Annotated in this window: 18 protein-coding genes; 8 read left to right on the top strand and 10 right to left on the bottom strand. The window is 38.3% G+C overall.

Going from position 1 to position 19,638, the window contains the following annotated elements; genetic code table 11:
• Positions 1 to 75 precede the first annotated feature (75 nt).
• A complete protein-coding gene (locus IW22_RS15180) occupies positions 76 to 2,508 on the bottom strand; it encodes a thiamine pyrophosphate-dependent enzyme (protein WP_034727974.1) in 2,433 nt (810 codons plus the stop codon).
• Between the two features lie 134 nt (positions 2,509 to 2,642).
• Between IW22_RS15180 and IW22_RS15185 the strand changes: the two genes are divergently transcribed.
• Positions 2,643 to 2,939 carry a hypothetical protein gene (locus tag IW22_RS15185; RefSeq protein ID WP_228384053.1) on the top strand — a complete coding sequence of 99 codons (297 nt, stop codon included), beginning with the start codon at positions 2,643 to 2,645 and terminating at the stop codon, positions 2,937 to 2,939.
• Positions 2,940 to 3,446: 507 nt separating this feature from the next.
• Positions 3,447 to 4,235 carry a hypothetical protein gene (locus IW22_RS23705; RefSeq protein WP_051891257.1) on the top strand — a complete coding sequence of 263 codons (789 nt, stop codon included), beginning with the start codon at positions 3,447 to 3,449 and terminating at the stop codon, positions 4,233 to 4,235.
• A 74-nt stretch (positions 4,236 to 4,309) separates the two neighbouring features.
• Here IW22_RS23705 and IW22_RS15195 read toward each other — a convergent pair whose 3' ends face one another.
• From IW22_RS15195 to queA, 5 genes are all read right to left on the bottom strand, one after another.
• Positions 4,310 to 5,287, bottom strand: coding sequence for a polyprenyl synthetase family protein (locus tag IW22_RS15195; protein WP_034727975.1), 978 nt, complete (start codon positions 5,285 to 5,287; stop codon positions 4,310 to 4,312).
• Between the two features lie 73 nt (positions 5,288 to 5,360).
• A complete protein-coding gene (locus tag IW22_RS15200; RefSeq protein WP_034727978.1) occupies positions 5,361 to 6,239 on the bottom strand; it encodes a hypothetical protein in 879 nt (292 codons plus the stop codon).
• A 480-nt stretch (positions 6,240 to 6,719) separates the two neighbouring features.
• Positions 6,720 to 7,658, bottom strand: coding sequence for a sterol desaturase family protein (locus IW22_RS15205; protein WP_117616588.1), 939 nt, complete (start codon positions 7,656 to 7,658; stop codon positions 6,720 to 6,722).
• A gap of 77 nt (positions 7,659 to 7,735) precedes the next feature.
• Positions 7,736 to 8,770 (bottom strand): 23S rRNA (adenine(2503)-C(2))-methyltransferase RlmN, encoded by a 1,035-nt coding sequence (gene rlmN, locus IW22_RS15210; RefSeq protein WP_034727982.1) that lies wholly within the window; start codon positions 8,768 to 8,770, stop codon positions 7,736 to 7,738.
• Between the two features lie 77 nt (positions 8,771 to 8,847).
• Entirely contained in the window at positions 8,848 to 9,897 is a 1,050-nt protein-coding gene (gene queA, locus IW22_RS15215) for a tRNA preQ1(34) S-adenosylmethionine ribosyltransferase-isomerase QueA (protein ID WP_034727984.1), read from the bottom strand.
• 182 nt (positions 9,898 to 10,079) lie between these two features.
• Here queA and IW22_RS15220 point away from each other — a divergent pair, with 182 nt between their 5' ends.
• The 4 genes from IW22_RS15220 to IW22_RS15235 all read left to right on the top strand — a co-directional run bounded on the left by IW22_RS15220 (position 10,080) and on the right by IW22_RS15235 (position 14,274).
• A complete protein-coding gene (locus tag IW22_RS15220) occupies positions 10,080 to 10,772 on the top strand; it encodes an AIM24 family protein (RefSeq protein WP_034727986.1) in 693 nt (230 codons plus the stop codon).
• Between the two features lie 184 nt (positions 10,773 to 10,956).
• A complete protein-coding gene (locus tag IW22_RS15225) occupies positions 10,957 to 12,354 on the top strand; it encodes a Gfo/Idh/MocA family protein (protein ID WP_034727988.1) in 1,398 nt (465 codons plus the stop codon).
• Positions 12,344 to 13,249: a sugar phosphate nucleotidyltransferase gene (locus tag IW22_RS15230; RefSeq protein ID WP_034727991.1), complete on the top strand. Its 906-nt coding sequence runs from the start codon at positions 12,344 to 12,346 to the stop codon at positions 13,247 to 13,249. Before IW22_RS15225 ends, IW22_RS15230 begins: the two co-directional genes overlap by 11 nt.
• Entirely contained in the window at positions 13,240 to 14,274 is a 1,035-nt protein-coding gene (locus IW22_RS15235) for a phosphotransferase enzyme family protein (protein ID WP_051891258.1), read from the top strand. Before IW22_RS15230 ends, IW22_RS15235 begins: the two co-directional genes overlap by 10 nt.
• 223 nt (positions 14,275 to 14,497) lie before the next feature.
• Here the strand turns inward: IW22_RS15235 and IW22_RS15240 are convergent, their stop codons facing one another.
• Both IW22_RS15240 and IW22_RS15245 read right to left on the bottom strand, forming a co-directional pair.
• Positions 14,498 to 14,989, bottom strand: a complete 492-nt coding sequence (locus IW22_RS15240; RefSeq protein ID WP_034727994.1) for a DNA-deoxyinosine glycosylase — start codon at positions 14,987 to 14,989, stop codon at positions 14,498 to 14,500.
• A gap of 168 nt (positions 14,990 to 15,157) precedes the next feature.
• Positions 15,158 to 17,152: a S9 family peptidase gene (locus IW22_RS15245; RefSeq protein WP_034727995.1), complete on the bottom strand. Its 1,995-nt coding sequence runs from the start codon at positions 17,150 to 17,152 to the stop codon at positions 15,158 to 15,160.
• 314 nt (positions 17,153 to 17,466) lie between these two features.
• Here IW22_RS15245 and IW22_RS15250 point away from each other — a divergent pair, with 314 nt between their 5' ends.
• Positions 17,467 to 17,721 (top strand): hypothetical protein, encoded by a 255-nt coding sequence (locus IW22_RS15250; protein ID WP_034727997.1) that lies wholly within the window; start codon positions 17,467 to 17,469, stop codon positions 17,719 to 17,721.
• A 56-nt stretch (positions 17,722 to 17,777) separates the two neighbouring features.
• On the opposite strand, the gene IW22_RS15255 is transcribed toward IW22_RS15250, so the two are convergent.
• Together IW22_RS15255 and IW22_RS15260 are read right to left on the bottom strand one after the other, a co-directional pair.
• The gene (locus IW22_RS15255) at positions 17,778 to 18,122 is read right to left on the bottom strand and encodes a phage holin family protein (RefSeq protein WP_034728000.1); all 345 of its coding nucleotides are present in this window, start codon (positions 18,120 to 18,122) and stop codon (positions 17,778 to 17,780) included.
• Between the two features lie 112 nt (positions 18,123 to 18,234).
• Positions 18,235 to 18,657 carry a PaaI family thioesterase gene (locus IW22_RS15260; protein ID WP_034728002.1) on the bottom strand — a complete coding sequence of 141 codons (423 nt, stop codon included), beginning with the start codon at positions 18,655 to 18,657 and terminating at the stop codon, positions 18,235 to 18,237.
• A 537-nt stretch (positions 18,658 to 19,194) separates the two neighbouring features.
• Here IW22_RS15260 and IW22_RS15265 point away from each other — a divergent pair.
• Positions 19,195 to 19,638: a hypothetical protein gene (locus IW22_RS15265; protein WP_228384054.1), complete on the top strand. Its 444-nt coding sequence runs from the start codon at positions 19,195 to 19,197 to the stop codon at positions 19,636 to 19,638.

A 19,638-nucleotide genomic window follows, 5' to 3' on the forward strand; every position in this document is an offset into this window, starting at 1 on the left:
TATGAGTATAAAAAATAAATATAAAAACCGCTTCCAGAAGTTCTGAAAGCGGTTTCATTTTATCTAAAATCCCAATTAGAATATCGCAGGATATTTCTGAGGGTTTGTTTCATTGAACATGGCGTAGATTCTTTCTACCATATCATCTGAAGATGGCTTGCTGAAGTAATCTCCATCACTTGCATAAGCAGGTCTGTGATCGTTGGCTGCAATCGTCAACGGATCTGAATCCAGGTATCTGAATGCTTTCTGCTTCTCAAGGATCTGCTGAAGAATAAACGCTGAAGTACCTCCTTCCACATCTTCGTCGATCACGACTAATCTGTTGGTTCTCTTCACGCTTTCAGCAATTTCGTTGGTTAAATCGAATGGAATTAAAGACTGAACGTCAATAACTTCTGCAGAGATTCCTAATTTTTCAAGTTCTTCCGCTGCGTCCATTACAATTCTCCATGTAGAACCGTAAGTCACTAAAGTAACATCTTTTCCTTCTTTCGTTACTTCAATTTTCCCGACAGGAACAGTGAACTCACCTAAGTTATCAGGCTGCTTTTCTTTTAATCTGTATCCGTTCAGACACTCAACAATCACGGCAGGATCATCACTTTGAAGCATTGTATTGTAGAATCCGGCAGCTTTCGTTAAGTTTCTTGGTACCAATACCAAGATCCCTTTAGAAAGGTTCAGAATACCTGCCATTGGAGAACCTGAATGCCATACACCTTCCAGTCTGTGACCTCTTGTTCTGATGATTACAGGTGCTTTCTGACCTCCTTTTGTTCTGTATTGAACAGTTGCTAAGTCATCACTCATTCCCTGTAAACAGTATAAAATATAATCTAAGTACTGGATCTCAGCGATAGGTCTCAAACCTCTCATCGCCATACCAATACCTTGGCCAAGAATAGTAGCTTCACGGATTCCGGTATCTGCTACACGTACATCACCATATTTTTCCTGCATTCCTTCCAGCCCCTGGTTGACGTCCCCGATATTTCCGGCATCTTCACCAAATACTAAAGTTTCAGGATATTTTTCGAAAATTTTGTCAAAATTATTTCTTACCACCACTCTTCCGTCTACTTCTTCAGAATTTTCTGAGAAAACAGGAGCGATCTCTTTTACGTTTTCAGCTTTCCACTGAGACTGAGAATATAAGTGGGAAGAATAGTTGTCTTTTTCTATTTCAAAAACTTCATTGTATTTCTGCATCAATTGGGTTCTTTCCGCAGAATTCGTTCCTCTTGTGGCCAATAAAGCTTTTCTTATCAGGTGGAAAACATCTTTTTTGGCTTTAGAAACCAATTTGTTGAACTGACTGATATATCCTTCAATTTCAGCATTCTGACCTTTAAGGTTTTCTACTAAAGGAAGAACAGACTGAATCAAATCGGTAATAGTCTTCTGATAATTTTCCCAGGCACTTTTCTGCCCTGCTTTTACTATTTTTTTTGCTTCTTCATCAATGGCATCCAATTCTTCAACAGAAGCAATAATTTCTTCTTTTCCTTCAATTTCAATTGAATAATTTAAAACCCATTCTCTGAATTTTACCAATCCGTCAAACTGAGATTCCCATGACAAACGCTCTTCATTTTTATATCTCTCGTGAGATCCTGAAGTAGAGTGACCCTGAGGCTGTGTCACTTCAATGACATGAACCACCACAGGAACGCTCTCCATTCTTGCAAACTGCTCTGCTCTTGCATAAGCATCCAATAATGCAGGATAATCCCAAGCTTTCACCTGAATAATTTCACATCCCTGGTTCTCACCTTCTTTTCTTTGGAAACCGCTTAACATTTCTGCAATGTCAGCTTTTGCTCTCTGATTTTTAGTAGGAACAGAAATTCCGTACCCGTCATCCCAGATAGAAACAATCATAGGAACCTGAAGCGCGCAAGCTGCATTCAGTGTTTCCCAGAAATGTCCTTCTGCTGTAGACGCATCACCAATAGTTCCGAAAGCAATTTCATTACCTTCTTTAGAGAACTTTTCAGAACCTTCGAATTTTACACTTTTATACACTTTAGAAGCCTGAGCCAGACCTAATAATCTAGGCATCTGTCCGGCAGTAGGAGAAATATCTGAAGAGATATTTTTCTGTGCCATAAGATCTTTCCAGCTTCCGTCTTCATTTAAACTTCTGGTAGCGAAGTGTCCGTTCATCTGTCTTCCAGCGGATGCCGGCTCTCTTTCCACGCTCGTATCTGCATAAAGCTGTGCGAAAAAGCTTTCAACCGTTAAAGCATCTGCTGCCAATGCAAAAGTCTGATCCCTGTAATATCCTGAACGGAAGTCTCCATTTCTGAAAACTTTCGCCATCGCAAGCTGAGGAAGTTCTTTACCGTCCCCAAAAATTCCGAATTTAGCTTTTCCTGTAAGCACTTCTCTTCTTCCAAGATAAGACATCTCGCGTGATATCCTTCCTAATCTATAATCTTCAAGTATCTGATTTTTAAAGTCCTGGAAAGAAATTTGCTGTGTTTCAATATAGGTTGTCTGCATAGCTAGATATAAAAGTTTTTTATTCTTCAAGTATTGCGCTAATATACAATTTTTAAATTAATTTTAATTTTCAATAATCTTTATTAAAAATTTGATAATAAAAAAATAGTGCTTTATATTGTAAAAAATTGTAAATGATGGAAAAAAAATCACCCCATATCCTTAATGCATCGAGCAACCTTTTAGGTTTTTCCCTGATTATCATTACCTCGCTTAAAATCACTAAAATCAGTGCCCATACACATCTGGATGAATTTGCAGGTCTTTCCTGCCTGCTCTTTGCATGCAGCTGCTTTTTTTCCTTTCTGGCGATACGTACGAAAAATGAAAGGCGGGAAACAAAATATGAGACTATTGCGGATTATTTATTTTTAACTGCTTTATTTTGTATAGTTCTGGCTGTTATAATTGTAACCGTTAAAATAATCTAAGCCGATTTATATTTTGAAACAAAATGCCAAATTTCCGAATTCTGAAAGGCTTCAAAAATAATTTTAATAAAATAATCTCCAAACTTAAATAAAATACGGAATGAGATTTCTAACTCGTACCCTTAAAAATCTCATGAAGAGCACTATTCCAAGGAATTTTTTCTGCTAAAAACAGATCAATATATCCAAAATACGATTTTACATTTTCTTAAAAACACTACATTGTAAATATTATATTCTAATTACTGCAACATTTAATTTAAAACCTATTCATTTTACAATCATTAAACTATTTTTAAGTAAAAAACAGCAAAAATAGACAAAATCAAAGTATAGTTATTTTAAAATTTAAACCAAAATAAAACAAAATAAATATTAATTTAGCCAAAAACAACAAATACAAATAAACAAATAGCGAATTAATTAATAATTATTCATAATTGAACTTTATTCTATAAATTTAATATTGATAAAAATCACTTCATGTTGAATTAAAATAAAAGTCTTATGAAAAAAATTACTATTGTTGTGTTGATTTTCATGATTTTCACAACATACTCATCACAGATCGGGATTCATACCAGTAATCCTCAGGCAAGTTTCCATATAGATGGTGCAAAAGACAACCCAACTTCCGGAGTTCCTTCTTCCACTCAGCAGACCAACGACTTTGCTGTTACCAATACAGGCAATGTAGGGATTGGAACAACCGCTCCCACTGAAAAACTGGATATCATCACCGGAAATGCACGTATCCGGAACATCAATACCAACGTAGGGATTGGTGGTACTGACCGAGTTGTAGTAGCCGATGCTACAGGTGTTTTAAAGACTATTAACTTTAATTCGTATTCTTTATTTCATGCCCGATTAGCTGCCAGCCAAAATATCTCCACCTTAAGCATTACTACTTTAGTATTTTCAACTCCTTTAGCCACATCCCCTTATTATAGCTATAATACTTCAACAGGTGTCTTAACCTTTAATCAGGCAGGAAATTATTTGGTGACTTTACAGGCCAGTTTCACGAATATGGCAGCAGGAACGCAACTACTACTAGGAGTAAGACCTGTTCCGGATGCGGATTATCTGGGAAGGGGCAGTCATTATAATGCCTCTACTAATTCAGGAAGTATTGGAGAATTAATGAATTATACAACATTACTGATCATACCAACAGCAGGTTATCAGGTCCGTTTCACTGCAGCACCCAATCAAAGTGCCACTGTTCTGGCTACTGAAACGGGAAGTACGGGAAGCGGAAATGTTACCAATGTCACCATACAGAAAATATAAATTTTCTGTTGATATCAAAAAAAATCTGAGTGCTTTGTGGCGCTCAGATTTTTTATGTATGGTAATTTGTGGTTCTAAAATTTTCGTTCAATTACATAATCCAGCATACTGTGAAGTGATTTTTTAGCTTCCGAGTCTGGAAATTCATTAAGAATATCTTTAGCCTTCTGTTGGAAATCTTTCATCACCTGAATCGCATAATCCATGCCTCCCGAGTTTTTAACGAAGTCTATAAGCTCCTTCACACGTTTCGGGTCATTATTGTAGCGTTTGATGGTATTGAAATAATATTTTCTTTCTTTTTCACCCGCCATTTTTAAAGTATGGATTAAAGGAAGCGTCATTTTCTGCTCCTTAATATCAATCCCTACAGGTTTTCCGATAACATTGGAACTTAAGTAATCAAAAAGGTCGTCCTTAATCTGGAACGCCATTCCGGTGTAAGTTCCGAAGTTCATCATTTTTTTGGCAAGATCTTCATCGGCATTATTCGAAAGAACACCTATTTCGCAGCATGCCGCAATCAGTGTTGCTGTTTTCTGACGGATGATTTCATAGTAAACATCTTCGGTAATATCAAGCTTTCTGGCCTTTTCAAGCTGAAGAAGTTCACCCTCGGACATTTCACGGATGGTTCTTGATATCACACCCAAAAGGTCATAATCTTTATGGTCTGTAGAAAGTAATACTGATTTTGAAAGAAGGTAATCTCCAACCAATACTGCAATCTTGTTCTTCCACAAAGCATTGATTGAAAAGAAATTACGGCGTTTAAAGCTTTCATCTACTACATCATCATGTACCAGAGTGGCGGTATGGATCAGCTCGATCATGGAAGCTCCACGGTACGTTTTCTCTGTGACCTCTCCTACCAGTTTTGCGCAGAGAAATACGAACATAGGACGCATCTGCTTACCTTTGGTCGTAACAATAAAACGGGTTACCTTATCCAATAAAGGCACTTTACTCTGCATCGATTCATAAAACTTCTGCTCGAAAAGCTTCATTTCCTCATTGATCGGTCGTTTGATTTCTTCTACGATGTTTGCCAAAATCTGTGAATGAAAGGTAAATAATTATTAATTATGACAAAGATAATTTTTTTCACGCAATTTTAAGACAAAATTAATCTTTGAGTTCCTCTTTGGGAATAAAATACAGTGCAGGCTTTGAACTTCCCAGTGCCGATTTGAATTTCTCTCCTGAAATATAGATTCCTTTACCATTGACAGCAATACCTTCAATCTGTCCTACAGCCAAAGCACTTCCCAGATAATAATGCTTCGGAGTTTCTTTAAAAAAGATCCCGGGTTCTGTTTCTGTAAAAACATTCAGAAAAACCTCTGTTCTTTTCGTGTACCCTACCAGATATAATTTCTTTTCAAAATAAGCCGCATCCGTTACTACGAAATTCGTCTTATAAGATTCTATTTTCTCTGCTTTCTGCTTTTCAGTGATTGCAGGATCGATGATATAATGAGAGGTTGCTTTTGATTTCCATTCTTTGGAAAACAGATGCAGTTTTCCGTTGAGATAGATCATAGCTTCTGCATCAAAGTCATTGTTGGTATATTGTGGGATAAATTCCGTTTGTTCCGGATAGTAAAAAGAAATTTTTGCAATGGAATCATTCTTGGCTTTACTGTTTTCAAAAGGAAGTTTATAGATCTCCAGGTCTCTTCTGGTTCCTCCATTATTTCCAAAATCTCCAATGTAGAAATTCTTTCCGTCATTGGTTAGAGCTTCCCAGTCTTTATTTTTAGCATTGATGGTCAATGTATTTTTGATAGTGCCGGAAGTTTCATCCAGTTCAAAAAGTTCCGGATCATTTCCGCTGTCATTGAACGTATACAATTTACCATTCAAAATACTCAGTCCTGACGTTTCCTGAATCTTGTCATCTAAATAGCCGATTCTGAATTTTCTTATTTTCAATGACTCCGTCTTTTGTGAGAACGACGATTGAAAAATAACAACGGCAGCAAGAAGAATGAGTTTTTTCATAGAACAAAAATAAGGGTTTAAGGGGAATTGAAAAAAATTGGAAGTGTTTTGTTTTTGGGAACCACTCGTCAAAAATTCTTTGATTTTCGCCACCCTTCAGAGGATGGGACTGGTCATCCATTCAATAGTACTTATCACGAAAATCAGATGTAGAAAATTTAAGCTTTTTAACCATTAAGAGCAATGAAGATGATAAGAATAGTTAAGAAAAATCAAATGATTTTTTTAGACATATCTCTTAAAAAAGCGAAGCTCTCCTTAATATTCTTAAAAACTTAAATTAACCTTAATGGTTCAATCTCTTTATTTCCCGCGGATTTCACAGATGGCGCAGATTTTCATTAATCATATTCTGGATAAAAATCTTTGATTTTTGTAAAAACTTAAGTACACTTCCTATACGCAAAGCAATTAACTAAAAAACAACTTAAGTGTTAGAAAACTTTTGCGCCTTTTGTGGTTTAATTAAAAAAACATGAATTATGCAGATTTCATTTTTTGCTTCTGCTCCTGCCTTTTAGCCTGCTTCTTTAAATGGTCTTTCTGATATTGTCTCACCGTTTTTCCGGTACCATCATGTCTCCAGCCCGGAGAATTGAAGATATAATTAATCCTGTCAGAAATTTTTAAGCCCGGCTGTTTGATATCTTTCCAGATCTTTCTCCATTCATACAGAAGAACGGTGTCCGGTTTATTGTCAGGCATTTTCGGATATATTCCATATTTAACGGGTACATTTGGGTCTTCTTTTTCAAAGGTGCCGAAGATTTTATCCCAGATAATCAGACACATTCCCATATTCCTGTCCAGATACTTGATATTGCAGGCATGATGCACCCTGTGATGGGAAGGGGTTACTAGAATATATTCCAGAATACCCATGGTTTTCACGGTCTGCGTGTGCACCCATGTTCCGTATACCTGCCCTATCGCATAAACCACCATAATATGCCACGGATTGAAACCTAAAAAAGCAAGCGGTGAAAAATAAAGATATCTGTACAGCGGTTGAAGTACGGGACTTCTAAATCCTGTGGTTAAGTTGAAATATTCTGAATTGTGATGGGTAATATGAACCGCCCAAAACGCCCTTGAATGATGATCCACATAATGCAGCACATAATAGGCAAAATCTGTAATCACAAAGCAAATGAGCCAGTACCAAACTGTAAAATCCCATGAGAAAAGCCTATGGTTGTAGAAGAAAAACATCACTCCCATGGCAAAAGCCTTCATGATCAGGTCCAGACCGAAGTTCATCAGAGCGAGATAAATGCTAGTTGCCACATCTTTTCCGTTGTACAGTTTAGCTTCAGAAACGTGACTGTAAATCATTTCTGCCAATATAACGGCAGCATGAACCGGAATAGACCATGCATAAACGTTTTCCAGCCCGTCCGCGCCCATAAAGAAGTCCATAATAAACTTTTTTGCTTTATGTAAAGGTAGGGTTTTAGGAAATTTTTAAGAAAAATTTTGAGTTTTTTAAGGAAATTTTAATCAGTTGCTTTATTGGCAAGCTGTCCGCAGGCTGCATCGATGTCTCCACCACGGCTTTTTCTGATCATCACTGTAATTCCGGCGTTTTCCAGCTGACGTACATAATTGTCCTCCGCCTGCTTGTTACACTGGTCATATTTTCCGTCCCCGATAGGATTATACTGAATAAGATTCACTTTGGAAGGAACCTGTTTACAATATCTGATTAAAGCTTTGATATCTTCATCGCCGTCATTGATTCCTTTCCATACACAGTATTCAAAAGTAATCACAGAGCCAGTTTTCTGGTACCAGTACTGAAGGGCCTCCATAATATCCGTTAAAGGGAATTTATCAGAGAAAGGCATGATCTCGTTACGTTTGGATTCAATAGCAGAGTGAAGAGAAAGGGCCAGTTTTACACGAAGTTCATCGTCTGCCAGCATTTTGATCATCTTCGGAAGTCCGGATGTAGAAACGGTAATTCTTCTCGGCGACATTCCCAAACCTTCCGGTTGGGTGATTTTTCTGATGGCTTCCACGACATTTTTGTAATTCATCATCGGCTCTCCCATTCCCATAAAAACGATATTGGAAAGCGGTCTGTTAAAGTACATTTTGCTTTGGCTGTCGATCAGTGCCACCTGGTCTACGATTTCAGCTACTTCAAGGTTTCTCATTCTTTTGAGTCTTGCCGTTGCACAGAATTCGCAGTTTAATGAACATCCCACCTGTGAAGAAACGCAGGCTGTGGTTCTTGTTTCTGTAGGAATAAGAACAGACTCTACCAGCAGTCCGTCATGAAGTTTCACGCCGTTTTTGATGGTTCCGTCCGTACTTTTCTGAAGCTGATCCACAGAAACGGGATTGATGGTGTACTCTTCGGAAATTCTTTCGCGGAGAGATTTCGAAAGATTCGTCATTTCATCAATCGAATGGAGGTTTTTACTCCATAACCAGTCATAAACCTGCTTCGCACGAAACGGTTTTTCCCCTAAAGTCAAAAAATAGTCTTTAAGCTGGTCTAGTGATAAAACTCGGATATCTTTCATTATAGATGATAGGTTGCAGATCTTAGGTGGCAGGTTGCAGATACCTAATACCTGCAACCTGTTACCTATTATCTTTTTTATAGGATTAACATTGCGTCACCGTAAGAATAAAATTTATACTGTTCTTTTACGGCTTCTTCGTAAGCATGCATGATGAATTCTCTACCTGCAAATGCAGCGATCATCATCAGTAATGTAGATTTCGGCGTGTGGAAGTTCGTGATCATTGAATTCGCTACTCCAAAATCGTGAGGCGGATAAATGAACTTGTTTGTCCAACCGTTGAATGCAGAGATCTTTTTGTTTGAAGAAACAGATGTTTCCAATGCTCTCATCGTTGTAGTCCCTACTGCACAGACTCTTCTGTGAGCATCTACTGCTTTATTGATGATATCAGCATTTTTTTCATCGATGATGATTTCTTCAGACTCCATTTTGTGCTTGGAAAGATCTTCTACCTCAATCGGGTTGAAAGTTCCTAAACCAACGTGAAGGGTTACTTCAGCAAAATCGATTCCTTTGATCTCCAGTTTCTTCATCAAATGCTTAGAGAAGTGAAGACCTGCTGTAGGGGCTGCTACCGCTCCTTCAATTTTTGCATAGATCGTCTGGTATCTTTCTGCATCTTCCGGTTCTACTGCTCTTTTGATATATTTTGGAAGTGGAGTTTCTCCTAATTCTTTCAGTTTTGTTCTGAATTCGTCATAAGAACCGTCGAACAAGAATCTTAATGTTCTTCCTCTCGAAGTAGTGTTATCAATAACTTCAGCTACCAAAGATTCATCTTCAGTAAAGAATAATTTGTTACCGATTCTGATTTTTCTTGCAGGATCTACAAGAACGTCCCATACTCTGGTTTCTTTGTCAAGCTCTCTTAAAAGGAAAACTTCAATTTTAGCACCTGTTTTTTCTTTATTTCCGTAAAGACGTGCAGGGAAAACCTTAGTATTGTTGAAAATGAATAGATCTTTCTCATCGAAATAATCCACAACATCTTTAAACAGTTTATGCTCAATGGTTTCTGTTTTTCTGTTTAGAACCATTAATCTAGCTTCGTCTCTGTGTTCAGATGGGTGTTCTGCCAATAATTCCGCAGGAAGATCAAAATTAAAATCTGATGTTTTCATTTTTTTAAATTACGGTTTAAAAATTATAAAAATTACTAGTGTAATTTTCGGAGTGCAAATATACGACATTGAACACCCCTTTGTCAAGTATTATTTAAAATCAAATTTAAAACCGTGATTCTACGGTGATTTATGAAGGAAAAAAAGATTATTTTTGAAAAAAATTAATAATTTTTACACGTATGAGCAAATATTCATTGGAAGCTTTCGTCAACGAAACAAAAGAAAATCCACAACAAAGAGATTATTTTGAACTGGAAACTCCACATCTTCTGGAAATCAACCTTAACAATCAGGCTGTATGGACTAAAAGAGGAAGTATGGTAGGCTATGTAGGAGGTATCAACTTCGAAAGACAGGGAATGCTGGCCGGAGGTATTGGTAACCTTTTAAAGAAAGCCATCAGTGGTGAAGGAACAAAACTGATGAAAGCAGAAGGAACCGGCAAACTGTATGTAGCTGATTCCGGGAAGAAAGTACGTATCCTTTATCTGAACAATGAATCAGTATGTGTCAACGGAAATGATGTATTGGCGCATGAGCAGAGTGTAAAAAGTGATATCACCATGCTTAAAAGTGTTGCAGGTATGATGGCCGGCGGTCTTTTCCAGGTAAAACTTTCCGGAACGGGACATATTGCGATAACAACTCACGGTGAACCATTAACCCTGATGGTAACTCCTGACAGTCCGGTTTTCACAGATCCTAATGCTACAGTAGCATGGTCAGGAAATCTAAGTCCGGATCTGAAGACGAATGTTTCTTTCAAAAGCTTAATCGGAAGAGGAAGCGGTGAAGAATTTCAGATGAAATTCTCAGGAAACGGATGGGTACTTATTCAACCTTACGAAGAAGTATATTTTACAGAAAAATAATATATAGAAACAGATGATTGTAAAACGGCTGCTCTTCCTATCAGGGGCGGCCGTTTTTTTTATTTCCGTTCAAAACCTTAAACCCTGCATCCCGTACCCCAAACCCTTCTACTCTCAAACTCCGAAACCCGTACTTATCCCCCCTCATCTCGCAACTTTTTAATATATTTAAGAAAAAATTTCGATGGACAACACCTCTTCACGCAGAAATTTCATTAAAACTGCAGCCCTGGCAAGCTTTGGTGCATTGGTTCTACCCAATTCCCTGTTTGCCTATTCCAGTGATTTCAAATCAGATAAAAAAGTACGTGTCGGTTTTATCGGCGTAGGACTCCGCGGACAGGAACATGTAAAACTGCTGGCCAAGCGTAATGACGTAGAGATTGTGGCTTTTGCGGATCCGGACAAAAGAATGCTGGCTGCCTCACAAAAAATACTGAAAGACAATAATAAATCTGCCGCTCAGGAATTTTCAAACGGAGATTATGATTACCGGAATCTTTTAAAATTAAAAACCATTGACGCTGTGGTGATTGCTACTCCATGGGAATGGCATCTTCCACAGGGGACAGAAGCTATGCGTGCGAAAAAAATCGTAGGGATGGAAGTTTCCGGAGCCATAAAACTGCAGGATTGCTGGGAATTTGTGAAAGTATACGAGGAAACCAAAGTTCCTATTTTCATGATGGAGAATGTGTGTTACCGCAGAGATATCATGGCTGTTCTGAATATGGTCCGCAAAGGAATGTTCGGAGAACTGGTTCATGGAAGAGGCGGTTATCAGCATGATTTAAGAGGCGTTCTGTTCAATGATGGGGTTACACCATACAATTCAGGTGCTGAGTTCGGAGAAAAAGGATTCAGTGAGGCGCACTGGAGAACGGAGCATTACGTAAAACGCAACGGTGAGCTCTATCCTACGCATGGATTAGGCCCGGTAGCAGTGATGATGGATATCAACCGTGGAAACCGCCTGACAAGGCTTTCATCATTGTCATCAAAGTCTGTGGGACTTCATAAATATATTGTGGAACATGCGAAGGGCGGGGAAAATCATCCTAACGCCAAAGTAAAATTCAATCAGGGAGATATAGTCACTACACAGATTGCCTGTGCCAATGGTGAGACGATTCTTTTAACCCATGATACGAGTTTGCAGCGTCCTTATGATCTTGGATTCAGGGTACAGGGAACGGAAGGTCTGTGGCAGGATTTCGGCTGGGGAGATTTTAACCAGGGACATATTTATTTTGAAAAAACAATGAATCACACCCACCGTTGGGAAAATACGGAAAAGTGGATGAAAGATTATGACCATCCTATCTGGAAGAAATTTGAAAGTACGGCTGCAGGTGCAGGCCACGGCGGGATGGATTTCTTTGTCATGAATACCTTCATCGAATGTATCAAGCGAAATATAGAATTCCCGATGGATGTGTATGATCTGGCCTTGTGGTATTCTATCACGCCATTAAGCGAAGAATCGATTGCTAAAGGCGGTCAGGCGGTAGATATCCCAGATTTCACCAACGGAAAATGGAAAACCCGTAAACCTGTATTTGGAATGACGGATGAATTCTAAAAAAACATTACTCATATTAGCAGGAGGCTTGGGAAGCCGCTACAAAGGTCTGAAACAGATAGACGGAATTCTGGATAACGGTTCACCGATTCTGGAATACTCTATTTATGATGCACTGGAAGCGGGTTTCACCAAGGTTGTCATCATTGTAAACAGGTTGATTCCTCAAAGCTATATGGAAAGATTAAATGCTATATCCGAAGAAAACAATTTTGAACTTCACTGGGTATATCAGGAAAAGGAGAGCTTTCTACCAAAGGACTACGACTTCTCACAACGTGAAAAACCATGGGGAACCGGTCATGCTGTCCTTTGTGCAAAAAATGCCGTACAGGCGCCTTTTGTCATGATCAATGCCGATGATTTTTATGGAAAAGAGGCATATCAACTGGCTTCTGAAGAAATTGATCTTCACATTTCAGGGTCACAGTTTGGAATGGCTGCCTATCCCGTAGGATCTACTTTGAGTGGAAACGGAAATGTTGCCCGCGGAATATGTACCTTAGATGCAGAAAATTATCTGATAAAAGTAGAAGAACAGACTTCGATCCACCAAAAAGGAGATTCAATTGTTTATACCGAGAACGGAAATGATATTAAACTTACTTCTGATGCGTTGGTATCTATGAATTTCTTTATTTTTCATCCGAACGTTTTTGATGCGCTTGAAGTGTATTTTAATGACTTCTTGCAATCGGAACCGAAGCCATCGCAGGAATTTTATATTCCTTCTGCCGTACAAAGAATGATTGACGAGAAAAAGGTAAAGGTGTTGGTGAAAGCCTCTCCATCACAATGGATGGGTGTTACCTATGCAGATGACAAAAGCAGTATAAAAGATTTCCTGACATCAGAGATCAAAAAAAACAGATATCCCGAGGATCTATGGAATTAAAAACAATCGTTACCGGATTTACCGGAACTGAAAATTGCACGATCACTCCCATTACCAACGGGCTGATCAATACAACCTATCTGGTGGTGGACTATGATGCTGATGAAAAATTTATCCTTCAAAAGATCAACACTCAGGTTTTTCCGTTTCCGGAGATTATCACTAATAATCACATTCTGATCAATAGGTTGCTGGAAGACGGGAATTATCCGTTAGAGCTGGTAAAACCCAAGGAAACTTTATCTGGAAATTTCATTATTAAAGATGAAAATGGAGCATCCTGGAGAATGCTCAGCTTTATTGAGGACACTAAAACCTTCTTTAAAATCCCTGATATAAAAACCGCCTATGAATCGGCAAAAGCTGTCGGATCTTTTTTAAATACAGTCAATCCTGAATATCTTCCTTACATTCAGGCTCCAATTCCTGATTTTATTAATTTTGAAAAAAGAATCTCGGATTATCAGATTTCTTTACAATCTGCAAGTCCGGATCTACTGGACAATGCTGAGCCGGAAATAGAAGCAATGAACGAACTCATCTCCCTTCCTGAAAAATGGATTGAGATGGAAAAGGAAGGTGTTTTACCTAAAAGAATTATCCATGGAGATCCCAATGTCAGAAATATTCTTTTTGACCAAACTTCAAGGCCCCTTGCTGTGATCGATCTGGACACCGTAACCATTTCTACCATTCTCTATGACTTCGGCGATATGGCAAGGTCCTACACCAATACTCTGGATGAGGATAATGGAAATGCTGACAATAATTTCAACCCCCAGATTTACAGAACTGTGAAAGACGGATTTCTGCTCTCTTTAAAGAAAAAACTGACTTTTGAAGAACTGGAAAACCTTGATTATGCGGCACAGACTGTGATTTATATTCAGGCGGTTCGTTTTCTGACTGATTATCTGAATGGGAGTACTTACTATTCTACGAAATATGCTGAACATAATCTGGACAGAACCAGGAATCAGTTGGAGCTGTTGAAAGGTCTGAGAGAGTATTTGCGTGTGGATTAGATTTTTTTAAACACAAATAACACTAATTTTTCACAAATAAGCACCATACTGTCATTGCGAGGAGCACAGCGACGAAGCAATCTCAATTAACATAAGTTTTTAATGGCAGAGACACAATGCAACTCTTTCTGGAGATTGCTTCGCTACGCTCGCAATGACTGGGGGGTAGTTTCGGGGCGGGGAGCGAAGCTCCCGCCCCGAAACCCACAATTAAGTTTTCCCCTTACACCAGGAATTCCATAATCTTCTTCCATTCTTCCAATTTGACATCAAAAGATACCGTATGCAGAGGACTGGTAGAAGGAAGCTGAACAATTGGTACCCTGTAATTTTTCCCTAAAAGCTTTTGCAGGTTTTTGTACGATTTTCCACCATTACAGAAAACCGCTTTGATATTGGGATGCTCATCCAAAAGTTCAGCGATCTGGTTGGCTTCTTCATTTTTGATTTCAGAATCCAGACTTCCTTTTCTTTCGCAGGAATCGATGACGTCCCAGACTGCTATGTGATGTTTCTTTAAAATATCTAAACGTTGAGTATAATCATCTGTAAATTCTTCACTGAACAAATTGAAAATAATCGTCCAGAATTTATTTTGCGGATGAGCGTAATACTGTTGCTTCTCCAAAGATTTGACACCGGGAATTGAACCCAAAATTAAGATTTCAGACTGAGCATCAATTAAGGGTGGAAACGAGGAAATTCTGTTTTGCATACTCAAATATATAAAAAATGTTGAGGCTGAGATTAAGATTGAGGTTGAGAAAAGTCAGGCTAAAGCCTTCGGATGAATGCATAAAAAAACGGGCTAAAGCCCGTTTCTATTGATATTTTCAGAAATAATTAAAAGAAATTCAATTCATTTTAATTATTCATTTTTAGTTTACAAAGTTTCTTTTAGCCAATCGAAGAATTCTCTCTGCCATACCAATCCGTTTTGAGGATGAAGTACCCAGTGGTTTTCGTTCGGGAAATAAACTAATTTAGATTTCAGGCCTCTTAATTTAGCTGCCTGGAAAGCTTCCTGACCCTGCTCGTAAGGCACACGGAAATCAATCCCTCCCTGGAAAATCATAATCGGCTTGTTCCATTTTTCAACAAAATTACTTGGGTTGAATTCTGTGTATGCTTTCGGAAGTGGTTTTTCCCATGGAGAACCCAGATCCCAATTGGCAAACCAAAGTTCTTCCGTAGTAAGGTACCATGATTTCATATCAAATAATCCATCGTGTGCGATGAAGGTTTTGAATCTGTTTTCGTGGATTCCGGCTAACATGAATACACTGTAACCTCCGTAGCTTGCTCCTACTGCCGCTACTCTTTCTCCGTCTACATAAGGTAATGTTTTCGCAAAATCTGTTGCAGCCAGATAGTCTCTCATCGGCTGTCCGCCCCAGTCTTTGGAAATTTCTTCGTTCCATTTTGTTCCCCAGCCTGGCATTCCTCTTCTGTTTGGAGCCACTACGATATATCCGTTGGCTGCCATTAGAGAGAAGTTCCATCTTGTGCTGAAAAATTGTGTCAATGCAGATTGTGGTCCTCCCTGACAGTATACCAGTGTAGGGTATTTTTTATTCGGGTCAAAGTTTGGTGGATAGTGGAACCATACACCCATTTCTTTTCCATCCGTTGTTTTCACCATCTTCAGTTCAGATTTCCCTTGTGCCAGCTTAGCATAAGCTTCCTTGTTGGCTTCGGTTACCTGCTTCATTTCTCCGTTTTTCACATTGACAGAGAATAATTCCGTTGCATGGTTCACGTCTGTTCTTCCTACTAAAAGTGAAGATTTATTATCCGTAAAGATTTCATTAACGTCAAAATCACCTTTTGTGATCTGCTGAACTTTTGCTGCTTTCGGATCTAAAGAGAAAAGCTGTTTTGTTCCTCTGAACGCAGCTGTAAAATAGATCGCTTTGGAATCTCCGCTCCAGAATACATCTCCGGAAACACTTTCATCCCAGCCAGCCGTAAGGTTTGTGGTTTTACCGGACTTCCAATCCATGATTTTCACATCATTTTTATCCGCTTCATAACCGTCTCTGGCCATACTCTGCCAGATCAGGGATTTTCCGTCAGGACTGAATTTTGGATTAACATCGTATCCTTTATTGGATTCTGTTAAATTTTTTGTTGTTCCTGAAGCAAGATCGTAGGCAAAAATGTCTGTGTTCGTACTTGTGGAATATTCTTTTCCGCTTTTAGGTTTTGTAACGTATAAAAGCTGAGTAGAATCCGGGCTCCAGATGAAGTCTTCTGCTCCACCGAAAGGTCTTTGAGGAGAATCCCAAGTTTTACCTTCCAATAAATCTTTTGCAGACTCTGCTTTGTCTGTGGTATTGACTACAAATACGTGGTTGTATTTTCCTTCATTGAAATAGTCCCAGTGTCTGTGGTTCAGATCAGTATACACCTGAGCCGTAGTTTTAGGCGTATCGCTGTATTTGTCTTTCCCCATCAATTTCTCTACCAGAACCTGCTTACTGAACGCGATTTTCTTACCGTCCGGAGAGATCACGATATTATCAGCTTCCCCGATGGTATAAAATTCAGACCAGGTTTTCCCGCTGTCTTTTGAAAGGTAGATTTTATCTCCTTCCTGTGCATAAATTCCGTTTTTATCCCACTGAATAAGGGCTTTTTTACCGAAATCTATTTTCGAAGACTGGTTATTAAGAACATTGAGAAAGTAGTTCTCGCTTTTTGTTTTTTCTGTTTTCAGATCTACCTGTCCCACTTTATAAATAAGTGAAGACTGATCCGGTGAAACTGCCTGTACTCCCACTTTTTTCAAAGTCCAGAGGATTTCAGGTGTCATTAACTGTTGTGCATTCATTAAGAGAGGAGCTGCCAGAGCAAGCAGACTGTACTTAAGCTTCATATGTTGATATTCATTTTTAACGGAAATATGAAATCACGCCGATTTCATTAATTCCTTTTATTTAATTCAAAGATCCCCAAAGTTAGTACTTAAAATACCAATGAACGAAAGAATTAACAAGAAAATTCCATTTCACAAGCCGGGATTTGTCTTACAGGAAAACCCCTGTTTTTTAAAGATGGGTACTTTCCCTCTTTTTTCTTACCCCTCAAAACCTGAATTTTACTTCAACGAAATCATCAAAATAACATCTTTACCATCGAAACAAATCAACCGTCCCATATATTAATTAAAACCATTTAAAAATTTACATCATGAGTACACCAGAAACAGGAAATTTTAAAGGAACATCGGTAGATGCAGGCGCACCTAACCTTTGGCACATCCACGAGAACCATTTAAAATATGGTAAAGATACTGACACAAGGGTTAATTTTGCAGGCAAAACCCTTGAACAGATTATGGCAAAAATTGCCGAAAACGAACCCATCAATGCACGTTATATGACTACCCCCAATCAGAAAATGACGTACGAACAATGCATAAAATGGATTGAGAAATACTGTTAAAACAAGAGGCTGTCCTATCCGGACAGCCTCTTTTATTTTGCGATATGTGTTGTTATTTATTCTCCATCTGAAAACATGGAATTCGCCAGTGAAGTTACAAAGGACAGCAGTACACTAAAGATCAGTGCCCACCAGAAACCACTTACTACCATACTGTCTATAAAATAATCTGCAATCAGAATAATCACAGCATTGATCACCAAGGCAAATAATCCCAATGTGATAATTGTAAGCGGAAGCCCTAAAAGTCCTAAAATAGGTTTTACAAAAATATTTAATACCCCCAGTACGATGGCAAAAATAATAGCCGAAGAAAATCCTTCGAAATGTACACCGGGAAGCACCTTAGTCAAAAGGTAGGCAACGATTGCTGTAATGAACAGCCTGATAATTAAGTTCATATTATTATTTTTTAATGTTATGGTGTTTACGTTGCAAATCCTGTTCCATTTCATCCGGAAAAAGACCCGTAATCGCTCTATTTACCGAATATTTTGATTGATGAAGTTCTATTTATTTGATCCTCATCATGGTGACCAGTGAAGTCGCCACATGACTTTCCGAACCGGTACTTTCATCAATGACATAAATTTCAGTTCTTACCACAATGATTTTTGCACCGCCTTTGATCACGTAAGACCTCGATATCAGGGCATCCCCAAGTGCGGGACGAAGATAATTGACCTTCAGCTCAACAGTCACTACATAGCAATCGTCTTTATAATGACTTACTGAAGCATATCCTGAAGAAACATCCACCAGCGAAGCAATCATAGCACCATTGAACATTCCTGCTTTCCGCGTCATCATTTCCATTTTTGGAATTTTAATGGAGACAAAATCGGTGTCTACTTCCAAGAGTTCGGCATTGTAAAATTTTAATGTTTCTGAACGGCCGAAGCTGTCCGTCATGAGTTTCTTTTTTTCCGGAGTCATGAATATGTATTTTAATCTGAATGTAAATACAAAGTACACCAATGTTTTTCAGAAATACCAGAAAATTGGGAATAAGTTTACTTACTGATGCTGAAATTTTAAATAATACGGCTAGTCTTTAACCACAAAAGAGGCAAAAGCTTTTGAACACTTTAGTTTATTTTGAAGTTTAAATTCATACTGCAAAAGAGTACACTTAACTTTTAAAAAAAAATCAAAGATTTTTATTCGTTGTGGTACAATCTGTTTATTAAATAATTGAAACATTAAGAGCATTTAAGTTCTTAAGAATATTAAGAGCAGCTTCGCTTTTTTTTAGTGATATGGCTTAAAAAATCATTTGATTTTTCTTAACTATCCTCATCTTCTTCACTCATCTTAATGGTTTAAAAGCTTACCCTAAAAAGCAACTCAATCTGATTTTAATGATGATATTGTTCATTGGTGGAAATTATTCTCAACCTCCGGCGCGGCGGCAAAAATTCGAAGTATTTTTGAAGGTGTGGTCTCCAAAAATACTTACAAAAAATACTAGCTTTGCAGGAAACAAACATCCATATGCCTCTGAAAAAGATTTTCACATTCCTAAGCCTGCTTCTGTGCTGTATTTTTCAAGCGCAGACACTGCATCTGTACGGCGGTTCCAATGAAGACCAGTACCTGGGCTGCATCAATTGTGATACTTTTGATAAAAACTCGATCTGGAATCCTTACGGTGATTATGGAAATCTGCTCAGTTCAAAATCTATATGGAATGGTTCCGGAAACTATGGAAGTTCATACAGTACCTATTCACCTTGGAGCGATTATGCTTCGTATCCTCCCGTAATTCTGGATCAGGATGGAAATTTTTTCGGCTACCTGACTTTAAATCCTTACAAATCTGAAAGATCACAGCTGCAACTGGCGCAGATTTTATGTAAAAATCACGATGCCATCAAGAAAGATCTTGGTGGATGGTATGATCAATTATTCCGGTAA

The sequence above is a fragment of the Chryseobacterium sp. JM1 genome, assembly GCF_000737715.1.
Classification (GTDB): domain Bacteria; phylum Bacteroidota; class Bacteroidia; order Flavobacteriales; family Weeksellaceae; genus Chryseobacterium.